Origin of the sequence: Halobaculum sp. EA56 (assembly GCF_051195075.1) — an archaeon.
In the GTDB taxonomy this organism is placed as follows: Archaea; Halobacteriota; Halobacteria; order Halobacteriales; family Haloferacaceae; genus Halobaculum.
Genome location: NZ_JBNTJX010000002.1, coordinates 141,070 through 153,209, shown reverse-complemented (window position 1 = coordinate 153,209; position 12,140 = coordinate 141,070). Strand labels below are relative to the sequence as shown.

Here is a 12,140-nt window from a genome sequence, read left to right as displayed (position 1 = left end):
GGCCGTCGCGTCTCACCACGGCTCGTTCTTGACGCCGAGCAGGTACGCGACGCCGTTGGTCGCGACGTGCAGCAGCGGCGTCGCCACGAGGACGACCGCCACCCGAGCCGGCGAGAACGTCGCGAGCGTCCACCCGGGCGCGAACACGAACGCCAGCGCCAGCGCCCCGACGACGAAGTCCAGCTGGTCGAGCCCGGGGAACGCCGCGCCGCGCTCGCGGCCGGTACGCCGCTTGAGGAACGACGCGCCGATGTCGCCCAGCATCGCCCCGAGCGCGAGGCCGAGCGCGGCCGACGGCGGGAACGTCGGGAGGGCGACGTCGGCGAGCGCGCCGACCGGGTCGGCGACGGCGTTGAGTCCGAACGCGAGCGCGACGCCGACGGCCGTCCCGACGGCCGTGCCGCGCCAGGTCTTGCCGTCGCCGAGGAGGCGTCGACCGCCCCACGTCCGTCCGCCGTCGATCGGCGCGCCGCCGCCCGCCAGCACCGCGGCGTTGTTCGGCACGTACGCCGGCAACATCGCCCACAGCGCCCCCGCGACGAGTCCGACGAGTCCGGCCATCCTGTGGTGGCGTGCTTCGCGTTCGGTGTTAAGTCCGTGGGATCCCGCTCCGGTCGCCCGATCGGGATCCACGAGACTCAAGACACGCGGCCGGCAAGCGTTGCCACGAACATGATCCCGCCCATCGCCAGCCGCTTCGTCGCGGGGGAGACGCCGGCCGCGGCCTTCGATCACGTCCGGGAGGCCAACGAGGACGGCGTGAAGGTGATCCTCAACCTCCTCGGCGAGCACTACCACGACCGGGAGGACGCCGACGCCGACGCCGAGGCGTACGTCTCGCTCCTGCGCGACATCGGGAACACCGACCTCGACGCCTGCGTCTCCGTCAAGCCGTCCCAGCTCGGCATCGACATCGGCGCCGACGTGTTCCGCGAGCACTACCGCCGGGTCGTCGAGGCCGGCGACGAGCACGGCGTGTTCGTCTGGTGCGACATGGAGGACGCCGACACGACTGACGCGACGCTGGACGCCTTCGAGGGCCTCGCCCGCGAGTTCGGCGGCGGCGTCGGCCTGTGCGTGCAGGCGAACCTCAGGCGCACGCGCGAGGACCTCGCCCGCCTCGTCGACGTCCCCGGCAAGATCCGGCTGGTGAAGGGCGCCTACGACGAGCCGGAGTCGATCGCCTACACGGACAAGGCGGACGTGAACGAGGCGTACCGCGAGGACCTGGAGTTCCTGTTCAAGGAGCGCGAGGCGGGGATCGCCGTGGGGAGCCACGACCCGAAGATGATCTCGCTGGCCGGAGAACTCTCCGCCGAGTACGGCGCCGACTACGAGGTCCAGATGCTGATGGGGGTCCGCGAGGACGAACAGCGCCGTCTCGCCGCCGAGGGAGTCGAGACGTGGCAGTACGCCCCCTACGGCGACAAGTGGCTCTCGTACTTCTACCGGCGCCTCCGCGAGCGCAAGGAGAACGCGCTGTTCGCGCTGCGCGCGGTCGCCGGCGTCTGAACCGGGTCCCGCGGCGGCGGGCGGCTCCTCGCCTCCCGTGTAGAAGGTCTGATATGCCCCCGTCCCACAGAAGCACGTGAACACCGAATGTCCACGTGGAAGCGCGACTTCGCGAGCGGCCTGGTCGTCGTCACCCCGATCCTCGTCATCCTCTTCGTCGCCAACTGGCTGTACAGCCTCCTGTCGACGCTGCCGTTCGTTCCCACGATCACCCCGCGCAACCCCGACCCCCGATACCTCCCGCTGTACGAGTTCGCGGAGGTCGTCACGGCGCTGGTCGTGTTCGTCCTGCTCGTGTTCTCGGCGGGATACCTCATGCGGACGACCGCGGGTCGGCTCGCCGAGGGGATCATCGACGACGCGATCAACCGCGTCCCCGGCCTGCGCGTCATCTACAACGCCTCGAAACTGGCCGTCGAGACGGCGCTCACCGGCACCGAGGACCTCCAGACGCCGGTGAAGGTCGAGCCGTGGGACGGCATGCGGATGACGGCGTTCAAGACCGGCAAGAGCACCGACGACGGCCGCGAGGTCCTGTTCCTGCCCACGGCCCCGAACATCACAACCGGGTTCGTCATGGAGGTCGAGCCCGCGGACATCACCGAGACCGACGAGAAGGTCGAGCAGGCGCTCACGCGGATCCTCTCGGCCGGGTTCGGCGAGGGCGACGGCGCCGGCCGGTCGCCGCCCGGGGAGACCAGCGTCGGCGAGGTCGTCGGCAGCGAGCGGGACGGGGACCGGACCGCGGAGGACTAGCGCACGGGCGGCCGCGGGGACGGGCGGCCGCTGGGACGGACGAACGCGCGGAACCGAACCGTGAAGTGCGCCGCCGGCGCCCGTTGGCGCATGCGCGACGACACCGACCGCATCGACGCCGACCACGTCGACCTCCTGCAGGCGTTCATCGAGCGCCACGGCTTCCTCTCGTGGCTCGACCTGACGGTCGAGGAGCTGGAGCGCGGCCGCATCGTCATGTCCGTCCCGTACGACGAGAAGCTCGTGAACCCCGGGTCGCCGGTGAGCTCGGTTCACGGCGGCATCGCGGCGACGCTGGTGGACACCGCCTCGGGGTTCGCCCTCCGGTCGACGTTCGACGACCCGACCACCGGGTCGCTGGCGACGACCGACCTGAACGTGACGTACCTCCGGCCGGCGACGAACGACCTCCGCGTGGAGGCTGAGGTGCTGCGCGCCGGCGGGTCGATGGGCTTCACCGACACGCTGGTCTCCAGCGTCGCCCCCGACGGCGAGCAGAAGGACGTCGCCGTGGGGCGGACCTCCTACCGCCTGTTCCGGGACGCCGACCGCGGGTAGCCGGGCTCGGCGGGGCCCCGAGCAACCCTTTTGCGTCGGCCCGTCGAACGCCTCCACGACCGATGCACGGAGACGAGCCCGTCGAGTACGAGCCGGTGAGCGTGAAGGCGGTGCTGGCCGAGATGAAGGACACCGCGGAGCTGCTCATCGACCTGTCGTACTCGGCGGTGCTGCACGGGAGCCCCGCGCTCGCCCGCGAGGTGCTGGCGCTGGAGGCGCGGATGGACGTGCTCCAGCTTCAGGCGCGGATGAGCGTGATGATGGCCGCGCGCTCGCCCGAGGACGTGGAGGAGCTGGCGCCGGTCCTGGGCATGATCGGCGCGGCCGAGAAGATCAGCGACGCCGCCGGCGACATCGCCAAGGTCGTCCTCGAGGAGGTCGGGCTCCCGGACGCGATGCGGGCGGCGCTGCCGGAGGCGGTCGAGAACCTCGTGCGCGCGCCCGTCGCGGACGACTCGCCGTACGCCGGCCGGTCGCTGGCGGCGATCAACATGGAGACCGAGACCGGCGTGCGCGTCATCGCCGTCCGCCGCGACCAGGCGACCGGGAAGGCCCGGTGGATCACGAACCCCGACCGGGAGACGGAGCTTCGCGCGGGCGACACGCTGTTCCTCCGCGGCTTCGACGAGGGGCTCCGCGAGGTGTACGAGGCCGCCTCCGGCGAGCGGTACGAGCCGCCGGAGGCGCCCGACCCCACGGTCGCGGACCTGGAGCGGGCGGTCGACTCCATCGTGCTGATGAAGAACATGAGCGAGCTCGCCGTCGACCTGGCCTACGGCGCGGTGCTGTTCGACAGCCGCGGCGTCGCCGAGGAGGTCTCCGAACTGGAGGCGGAGGTCGACGCGCTGCAGTCCCGGTTCGAGGCGTGGACGCTCCGGGCGGCCGCCCGCGTCGACGACCCCGTCAGCCTCCGCGGGCTCGTTCACCTCGCGGTCGCGACCGAGGAGATCAGCGACGCCGCCGTCGAGATCAGCGAGGGCGTCCTCCGGGGGCTGGACACCCACCCGGTCGTCGCCGAGGCCGTCGAGGAGTCCGACGAGGTGATCGTCCGCCTCGCCGTCGCCGCCGGGTCGGACCTCGCGGGCGCGACCCTCGGCGACCGGGAGGTGAAGACGGAGACGGGGATGCGCGTCATCGCCGTCCGCCGAGGGGGCGACGACGCGGGCGCGTCGAGCGACGCCGGCGGCGTCGCGGACGCGGACGGCGACGGGGGCGGTGAGGACGACGATGAGGACGACTGGGTCGTCTCGCCGGGCCCGGAGACGCGGATCCGGGCCGGCGACGTGCTCATCGCGAAGGGCACCCGCGCGGGCGCCGAGCGGCTCTCCGCGCTCGCGGGGTCGCCCGAGTCTTTCGACGTTGACTGATCCCGGAGGCGACCGGGGTCCCGTCGACCGCGCGCCGCTCACTCCCTCGGCGACGAGGGTCCCCCTCCCCCCTCCTCGTCCTCCGCGAGCGGCGCCCCGCAGGAGGGACACGGTCCCGGCGTCGACGGCCGGAGCGTCGCACAGGCCGAACACAGCACCAGCCGCCGTCGCGGGGGCGGGTCGTCCCACTCGGTCGCGTCGCCCGACCCGGATCCGTGCGGCACGCCGGGCGGACCGTCCCGTTCGGCACCGAGCGCCGCCGGGGCGAGGCGGCCGCCGACGAGCCCCGAGGTGTCGCCCGATTCCTCGGCCATCCGCAGGGTGTGCTCCACGAGCACGTCGTTTCGCATGCGGTCGAGGAGGCCGAGCAGGCCGTAGAACGCGAGCGTCGGCACGAGGCACAGCGCCCCCGTGAGGACGAGCCGGACGAGCGGGTCCGCCGTGACGCCGACCATGCCGTGTGGGGACGTGACCCATGCTATTGGCGGTTGTGCCGCCCGCCGCCGTCGGGGCGACGCCCGCGTCACTCGACCGGCGTGCGGAGCACGCGGACCGCGGCGAGGACGGTGAGCACCGTCGCGACGAGCAGCGCCGTCGTCGAGGCCAGCACGAACGCCAGCATGAGGAAGAAGCCGTCCGCGCCGAGCACGGGGTACTCCCGGGTCCCGCCGGCCGGCCCGAGCAACTCCAGCGCCCGGACCAGGTACGCGACGGTCGCGAGCGCGACGCCGACGGCCGCGCCGACCGCGGCGTTCCGCTTCACCGAGAGCGCCTCGACGAGGCCGGCTATCGGCGGCCGGTCGGGGCGTGCCGGGGCGGGGTCGGCGGTGTCGACACCGCCGCCCGCGTCGACACCGCCCGCGTCGGCGTCGTCCGTGTCCGTGTCCGCGCGGTCCTCGTTCACGTCCTCCGGTTGGGACCGCCGCCTCAAATCCTCGTCGTCCCGACCGGCGGCGAGGCGGACACGGCGACCGCGGCGCCCCGCCGCGGGGGTTGCGGTACGTGTTGCCGATATCTCCGACCCGTGACACCGGCGGTGAATACCTGAATTACTTTACCCGCCCCCGCGGTACGGCTCGGTATGGGACTGTTCGATCGGCTTCGCGGGGACGACGACCCCCGCGTCGCCTTCGTCGGCATCGACGGGGTGCCGCACACGCTGCTGAAGGATCACCCGGACCGGTTCCCGAACTTCGCCGCCCTGGCCGACGAGGGCTCGGCGGGCGACATCGACTCCATCGTGCCGCCGGAGTCGTCCGCCTGCTGGCCGGCCCTGACGACCGGGGTCAACCCGGGCGAGACGGGCGTGTACGGCTTCCAGGACCGCGAGAACGGGAGCTACGACACGTACGTGCCGATGGGCCGGGACGTGCAGGCGACCCGCCTGTGGGACCGCGTCGCCGAGGCCGGCCGCGATGCCACGGTGATGAACGTCCCCGTGACGTTCCCGCCACAGCGGAACGTCCAGCGCATGGTCTCGGGGTTCCTCTCGCCCGGCGTCGACAAGGCGGCGTACCCCGACGACCTCCGCGAGTACCTCGAGTCGATCGACTACCGCATCGACACGAACGCGAAGCTCGGGCACAAGGACGACAAGTCCGAGTTCATGGAGGTCTCCCACGAGACCATCGACAGGCGCTTCGAGGCGTTCACCCACTACATCGAGCAGGACGACTGGGACCTGTTCTTCGGCGTCTTCATGACGACCGACCGGGTGAACCACTTCCTGTTCGAGGACTACGCCCGCGAGGGCGAGTACTACGAGGAGTACATGGAGTTCTACGAGAAGGTCGACGACTACGTCGGGCGGATCCGCGACATGCTCCCCGAGGACGTGACGCTCGTCGTCGCCTCCGACCACGGCTTCACCGTTCAGGACTACGAGGTCGACGTGAACCGGTGGCTGGAGGAGGAGGGGTGGCTCTCGTTCGAGGACGACGACCACGAGGAGCTGGGCGACATCGCCGACGACGCGCGGGCGTACTCGCTCATCCCCGGGCGCCTCTATCTCAACCTGGAGGGGCGCGAACCCCGCGGGTCCGTCCCCGAGGAGGAGTACGAGTCCGTCCGCGACGAGCTGAAGGAGGCGATCGAGTCGCTGGAGGGGCCGGACGGCACCCCGGTCGCCAAGCGCGTCGTCGAGAAGGAGGAGGCGTTCCGCGGCGACCACGACGACATCGCGCCGGACCTGACGGTGATCCCGAACCACGGCTTCGACCTGAAGGCGAAGTTCAAGCCGCACGACGACGGCGTCTTCTCGACGGGGCCCCGCAACGGGATGCACAGCTTCGAGAACGCGACCCTGTTCATCGACGACCCCGACGCGACCATCGGCGACGCCGACCTGCTCGACATCGCCCCCACGATCCTCGACCTGATGGACGTGGAGTACGCGCGCGCCGACTTCGACGGCGGCTGTCTCCTGTAGACCGACTCGCGCGACCCGGCTACCCGAAGTTCTCTATCTTCGCCTCGCCCCCGTAGCCCGCCGCGTCCAGCGCCCCGACCGCCGCGTCGACGAAGTCGGCGAAGCCGTACACGAACGCCTGCTCGCCCGGCGCGCCCGTGACCGCCTCGGCGACCGCCCCGTCGACGTCGCCGTCGGTGACGACGACGCTCGCGCCCCGCTCGCGGGCGGCGTCGAGCCGCTCGACGTGGGCGGGCGCCTCGTCCAGGTAGACGACCGCCGCCTCGTTGCCGGCGGCCAGCGCCGCCTCCGCGATGGCGACCGCCGGCCCGACCCCCGGCCCGCCCGCGAGCACGACGGCGCGCGCCTCCCCCTCGTAGTAGTCGTCGCCGAAGGGGCCGCTCATCTCGATCTCGTCGCCGGCGTCGAGGTCCGCGAGGTACGCCGAGAAGTCGCCGCCGTCGAGGCCGACGGTCGTCTCGTAGCTCCCCTCGGTGTCGGGCGAGGAGATCGTGTAGAACCGCGACTGCTCCTCCCCGTCGACGGTCGCGGTGAGGCGCACGAACTGCCCGGGCTTCCCGTCGAAGCCCTCCGGCGAGTCCAGCGTCACCGCGACCGTGTCCGGTCCGACCTCCGCGACCGACCGCACCGCGACTGTGGCGTCCATACGCCGGCCTTGCCCCGCGGGGTACCCGAAGCTGTCGCTTCCCGTCTGCCTCCCCGCGCCACCCGCCAGTCGTCGCCCGTCGAAGCCACGTCGTACGCGTGTCGTACCGCGATCTGCGGGGTCGAACCGTCCCCGCACGCCGTCGCCGTGAGACGGACAGAATCGATCGTTCGTGGGTCGTCCGGCAATTCTTCGGGGATTCGATACCACATACGTTCCGAGGAACGTTCGTTCGTCCGACGATCCCGCGGAAACACGGACTCCCCCCATTCAGAAGGCTTTTCCACCGACCGTGGGAAGGTGTGACCAGCATGCCAGCGGACTTCAACTGGGCCATCGGCGGGGAGGCCGGCGATGGCATCGACTCCACCGGGAAGATCTTCGCGCAGGCGCTCTCCCGGGCGGGTCGACACGTCTTCACGTCGAAGGACTTCGCCTCCCGTATCCGTGGCGGGTACACCGCGTACAAGGTGCGCACGTCCACGGAGAAGGTCCGGTCGGTCGTCGACCGGCTGGACGTCCTCGTCGCGCTCACGCCCCGAACGATCGAGGAGAACCTCGACGAACTGCACGAGGGGTCGGTCATCATCTACGACGGCGAGCGGACCACGATGGCCGACGTCGAGATCCCCGAGGGGATGATCGGGCTCGACGTGCCCCTCAAGAGCCTCGCGGAGGACGCCGGCGGCGCCATCATGCGCAACGTCGTCGCCCTGGGCGCCGCCTGCGAGGCGACGAACTTCGACATCGAGCACCTCGACTCCTCGCTGAAGAAGCGCTTCGGCGACAAGGGGACGGCGCTCGTCGAGAACAACAAGCAGGCGGCCCGCCTCGGACAGGAGTACGTCCAGGAGCACTACGCCGACGCCGACCTGGACTACGATCTGGAGACGACCGACAACGACTACGTCCTGCTCAACGGCGACGAGGCGATCGGCATGGGCGCCATCGCCGCCGGCTGTAAGTACTACGCCGGCTACCCGATCACGCCGGCGACGGACGTGATGACGTACCTGAAGGGCCGCATCGAGCAGTTCGGCGGCCACGTGGTCCAGGCGGAGGACGAGCTCGCGGCGATCAACCTCGCGCTGGGCGCCGCCCGCGCCGGCGCGCGGTCGATGACCGCCACCTCCGGCCCGGGGATCGACCTGATGGCCGAGACGTTCGGGCTCGTCGCCACCTCCGAGACGCCGCTGGTCATCTGCGACGTGATGCGTTCTGGCCCCTCGACGGGGATGCCGACGAAGCAGGAGCAGGGCGACCTGAACATGATGCTGTACGGCGGCCACGGCGAGATCCCGCGGTTCGTCCTCGCCCCGACGACCGTCGACGAGTGCTTCTGGAAGACCGTCGAGGCGTTCAACCTCGCCGAGAAGTACCAGACGCCGGTGTACCTCGCGTCCGACCTCGCGATGGCCGTCACCGAGCAGACGTTCGAGCCGGACGCCTTCGACATGGACGCCGTCGAGATCGACCGCGGCAAGGTCGTCGACGAGGACACCGTCGAGGAGCACCAGACCGAGTCCGGCGGCTTCAAGCCCCACGAGATCACCGACGACGGCGTCAGCCCGCGCGCGTTCCCCGGCACCGCCGGCGGCGCGCACATGTCCACGGGGCTGGAGCACGACGAGCAGGGCCGCCGCACCGAGGACACCGAGATGCGGGTGAAGCAGGTCGACAAGCGCACCCGGAAGGTCGAGACCGCCCGCGAGCGCGAGGACTTCTCGCCGCGGGAGTTCGGCGACCCCGACTCGGAGAACCTGGTCGTGACGTGGGGGTCGAACGAGGGAACGCTCGTGGAGGCGCTGGAGTTCCTCGAGGAGGACGGCATCGACGTGCGCATCCTCTCGGTGCCGTACCTGTTCCCGCGGCCGGACCTCACCGAGGAGTTCGAGGCCGCCGACGAGGTGATCGTCGTCGAGTGTAACGCGACGGGGCAGTTCGCGGACGTGCTCGAACACGACACGCTCCAGCGCGTGAAGCGCGTGAACAAGTACGACGGCGTGCAGTTCAAGGCGGACGAGCTCGCCGACGACATCAGGGAGACGCTGGCCGCCGACGAGGGCCAGGAGGTGGAAGCATGAGTTCCCAGGTCAGGTTCACCGACTTCAAATCCGACAAACAGCCCACGTGGTGTCCCGGCTGCGGCGACTTCGGGACGATGAACGGCATGATGAAGGCGCTCGCGGAGACGGGCAACGACCCCGACAACACCTTCGTGGTCGCCGGCATCGGCTGTTCGGGCAAGATCGGCACGTACATGCACAGCTACGCGCTCCACGGCGTCCACGGCCGCGCGCTCCCGGTCGGCGCGGGCGTGAAGATGGCCAACCCCGACCTGGAGGTCATGGTCGCCGGCGGCGACGGCGACGGCTACTCCATCGGCGCGGGCCACTTCGTCCACGCCGTCCGCCGCAACGTCGACATGAGCTACGTCGTGATGGACAACCGCATCTACGGGCTGACGAAGGGGCAGGCCTCCCCGACCAGCCGGGAGGACTTCGAGACGGCGACGACGCCGGAGGGCCCCCAGCAGCCGCCGGTGAACCCGCTCGCGCTCGCGCTCGCCTCCGGGGCGACGTTCATCGCGCAGTCGTTCTCCTCTGACGCCCTGCGTCACCAGGAGATCGTCCAGCGGGCCATCGAGCACGACGGCTTCGGCTTCGTGAACGTGTTCTCGCCGTGCGTGACGTTCAACGACGTGGACACGTACGACTACTTCCGCGACTCGCTGGTCGACCTGAAGGAGGAGGACTACGACCCCACCGACCGCGAGGCGGCCAAGGAGAAGGTGCTCGACGCCGACAAGGAGTACATGGGCGTGCTCTACCAGGACGAGGACTCGGTCCCCTACGAGGAGACCCACGGCCTCGACTCGAACATGGCCGACATCGACGAGGACGGCGCCCCCGAGGGCGCGATGGACCTCGTGCGGGAGTTCTACTGAACCACTTTTAACGGGGTCCTCCTCGCTCGCGCCTTCGGCGCTCGCTCGTCGAACCCCGCCAAAACCCGTTCATGATCAAAAGGCCGCTCGCTCGCCAGCCTTCGGCTGGCTCGCTCGCGGTACGGTGCGTAGTGACCCCGCAGAAATTCAGGTATCTCTACAACTGATCACACAATGTTGATTACACGTGGGATTTTAGTGAATACTCTGGTAGAGAGCGACTGCGTATGCATCACCGTTGCTCGAATATTTCGGCCATTTAATTCTGAATATTCATAACGCTTTGATCATAATTCACGACAATGCCCTCCAAACGAACGGTTCTCGTGGAGAGTAACCTTTCAAAACGCCAGCAAGCGGGTTTGCTCGCCCTGTGGGGCTTGTCGCTTCTGGGTGGGTCAGCTGCGATTGTTGCGTTAGAGCCAGACCACTGGCGTTCATCACAGCCGGTCTTCGTGATGCTGGTGGGGCTTCTCATGGGCAGTGGGCTGTTGCTGGTAGCGGCGCGCCGGTTTGCCGGGCGCGGGTCGCCGGATCAAAATCGCATGCTTCCAGCGATTGGGGCGATCGTCGGGGTGGGCATATTCGTTGGAGGCCCGCTCGTATTCAGGCCATGGATGTACAACGGAAGAGGGCTGGCAGGGGGAATAACTGCTGGGGCGACGATGTTGACCTCGGCGATTGCAGGGATCGTAGTGATCGTCAGCGTCGACGCCTACAGACAGAACTCTCCAAACAATATCCTGACGGTGTTCGCGGTACTGAGCGGGATTGGGTGGTTCTATGTGTTTTTATTAGACCGCCGCTTTACGACGAGGCACCGGCTCGAACTGACGATCCTCTGGCTCGTGCTGGTCGGTGGGGGTCTCTTCATCTCCAGACAATGGTCTGGAACACCGAGGACGGACTAATCCACTATGCCGGGAGAGTGAGAAATTCGAGAGCTACTTGCTCTATCTCTACCGATCAGCGATTCACGTACCGGCTCTATTCTACCGCTCCCGCACGACCACGAACTCCGCCAGGTCCCGCAAGTACCCCCGGGCGTCGGACTCCCCGATCCCGGCGGTCTCCAGCGCCTCCAGCGCGGCGTCGGCCTGGTCGCGGGCGCGCCGGTCGGCCTCCTCGGGCGTGAGGTCGGTCACCTGGAGCAGGGAGGGCCGGTCGACGGCCTCGTCGACGCCGGTGGGCTTGCCCAGGTCGTCGGCGTCGGCGGTCGCGTCGAGCACGTCGTCGCGGATCTGGAAGGCGACGCCGACGCGCTCGGCGTAGTCGCCGAACGCCTCGATCGTGAAGCCGTCGGCGCCGGCGGCGACCGCCCCCAGTTCGGCGGCCGCGCGGAACAGCGCCCCCGTCTTGCGGCGCGCGAGCGTCATGTACTCCTCCTCGTTCGTCGGCTTCGCCACGAGCTCGGTCGCCTCGCCCTCGCCGAGTTCGACCATCGCCTCCGCGACGATCTGCATCGCCTGCTCGTCGGCCGAGAACAGCGCGAACGCCTCCCCGAGCATGCCGTCGGAGCCGACGATGGCCGGACCGTAGCCGAACTCCGCCCACGCGCTGGGGGTCCCGCGGCGCACGTCAGAGCGGTCGATGATGTCGTCGACGACCAGCGAGGCGTTGTGGACCAGTTCGACGCCGACGGCGAAGTCGACGGCCTCCTCGGGGTCGCCGCCGGCGGCCTCGCACGCGAGGAGCGTCACGGTGGGGCGGACCCGCTTGCCGCCCGCCAGCACGACGTGTTCGATCTCCTCGGAGAGCTGCGGCGGGTCGACGGCGCCCGTCACCTCGGCGAGGCGCTCGTTCGCCATCGCGACCCGACGCTCCAGGTACTCCATCGACCGTGTAACGGGCCCGGGCGGAAAAGAGGGTACCGAATACGGAATCGGGGGGCGCGGCCGCGTCCGTCGGCGGCACCGCCACGCGCTC

The 12,140-nt window shown here is 69.9% G+C and carries 13 protein-coding genes; 8 read left to right on the top strand and 5 right to left on the bottom strand.

What is annotated here, in order from left to right:
- Window positions 1-12: 12 nt before the first annotated feature.
- Window positions 13-561 carry a CDP-2,3-bis-(O-geranylgeranyl)-sn-glycerol synthase gene (locus ACQUQ1_RS03930; protein ID WP_435062962.1) on the bottom strand — a complete coding sequence of 183 codons (549 nt, stop codon included), beginning with the start codon at window positions 559-561 and terminating at the stop codon, window positions 13-15.
- 111 nt (window positions 562-672) lie between these two features.
- Here ACQUQ1_RS03930 and ACQUQ1_RS03925 point away from each other — a divergent pair, with 111 nt between their 5' ends.
- From ACQUQ1_RS03925 to ACQUQ1_RS03910, 4 genes are all read left to right on the top strand, one after another.
- Window positions 673-1,512 (top strand): proline dehydrogenase family protein, encoded by an 840-nt coding sequence (locus tag ACQUQ1_RS03925; RefSeq protein WP_435062961.1) that lies wholly within the window; start codon window positions 673-675, stop codon window positions 1,510-1,512.
- An 87-nt stretch (window positions 1,513-1,599) separates the two neighbouring features.
- On the top strand, window positions 1,600-2,268 hold the full coding sequence (locus ACQUQ1_RS03920) for a DUF502 domain-containing protein (protein WP_435062960.1): 669 nt from the start codon (window positions 1,600-1,602) through the stop codon (window positions 2,266-2,268).
- Between the two features lie 90 nt (window positions 2,269-2,358).
- Window positions 2,359-2,826 carry a PaaI family thioesterase gene (locus ACQUQ1_RS03915; protein ID WP_435062959.1) on the top strand — a complete coding sequence of 156 codons (468 nt, stop codon included), beginning with the start codon at window positions 2,359-2,361 and terminating at the stop codon, window positions 2,824-2,826.
- A 62-nt stretch (window positions 2,827-2,888) separates the two neighbouring features.
- A complete protein-coding gene (locus ACQUQ1_RS03910) occupies window positions 2,889-4,193 on the top strand; it encodes a potassium channel family protein (protein ID WP_435062958.1) in 1,305 nt (434 codons plus the stop codon).
- Window positions 4,194-4,231: 38 nt separating this feature from the next.
- On the opposite strand, the gene ACQUQ1_RS03905 is transcribed toward ACQUQ1_RS03910, so the two are convergent.
- Window positions 4,232-4,648 carry a hypothetical protein gene (locus ACQUQ1_RS03905; RefSeq protein WP_435062957.1) on the bottom strand — a complete coding sequence of 139 codons (417 nt, stop codon included), beginning with the start codon at window positions 4,646-4,648 and terminating at the stop codon, window positions 4,232-4,234.
- 68 nt (window positions 4,649-4,716) lie between these two features.
- On the bottom strand, window positions 4,717-5,097 hold the full coding sequence (locus ACQUQ1_RS03900) for a DUF7536 family protein (RefSeq protein ID WP_435062956.1): 381 nt from the start codon (window positions 5,095-5,097) through the stop codon (window positions 4,717-4,719).
- 177 nt (window positions 5,098-5,274) lie between these two features.
- Between ACQUQ1_RS03900 and ACQUQ1_RS03895 the strand changes: the two genes are divergently transcribed.
- Window positions 5,275-6,621 carry an alkaline phosphatase family protein gene (locus tag ACQUQ1_RS03895; protein ID WP_435062955.1) on the top strand — a complete coding sequence of 449 codons (1,347 nt, stop codon included), beginning with the start codon at window positions 5,275-5,277 and terminating at the stop codon, window positions 6,619-6,621.
- Between the two features lie 19 nt (window positions 6,622-6,640).
- Here ACQUQ1_RS03895 and ACQUQ1_RS03890 read toward each other — a convergent pair whose 3' ends face one another.
- Complete coding sequence (locus ACQUQ1_RS03890) at window positions 6,641-7,267, bottom strand: FAD-dependent oxidoreductase (RefSeq protein WP_435062954.1); 627 nt, start codon at window positions 7,265-7,267, stop codon at window positions 6,641-6,643.
- Window positions 7,268-7,578: 311 nt separating this feature from the next.
- On the opposite strand from ACQUQ1_RS03890, the gene ACQUQ1_RS03885 reads away from it, so the two are divergent.
- The 3 genes from ACQUQ1_RS03885 (at window position 7,579) to ACQUQ1_RS03875 (ending at window position 11,125) form a co-directional block, all read left to right on the top strand.
- Window positions 7,579-9,351: a 2-oxoacid:acceptor oxidoreductase subunit alpha gene (locus tag ACQUQ1_RS03885; RefSeq protein WP_435062953.1), complete on the top strand. Its 1,773-nt coding sequence runs from the start codon at window positions 7,579-7,581 to the stop codon at window positions 9,349-9,351.
- Window positions 9,348-10,214 carry a 2-oxoacid:ferredoxin oxidoreductase subunit beta gene (locus tag ACQUQ1_RS03880; protein ID WP_435062952.1) on the top strand — a complete coding sequence of 289 codons (867 nt, stop codon included), beginning with the start codon at window positions 9,348-9,350 and terminating at the stop codon, window positions 10,212-10,214. The genes ACQUQ1_RS03885 and ACQUQ1_RS03880 overlap by 4 nt, the downstream gene beginning before the upstream one ends.
- 302 nt (window positions 10,215-10,516) lie before the next feature.
- Complete coding sequence (locus tag ACQUQ1_RS03875) at window positions 10,517-11,125, top strand: hypothetical protein (RefSeq protein ID WP_435062951.1); 609 nt, start codon at window positions 10,517-10,519, stop codon at window positions 11,123-11,125.
- Between the two features lie 81 nt (window positions 11,126-11,206).
- On the opposite strand, the gene ACQUQ1_RS03870 is transcribed toward ACQUQ1_RS03875, so the two are convergent.
- A complete protein-coding gene (locus tag ACQUQ1_RS03870; RefSeq protein WP_435062950.1) occupies window positions 11,207-12,049 on the bottom strand; it encodes a polyprenyl synthetase family protein in 843 nt (280 codons plus the stop codon).
- Window positions 12,050-12,140: the final 91 nt, after the last annotated feature.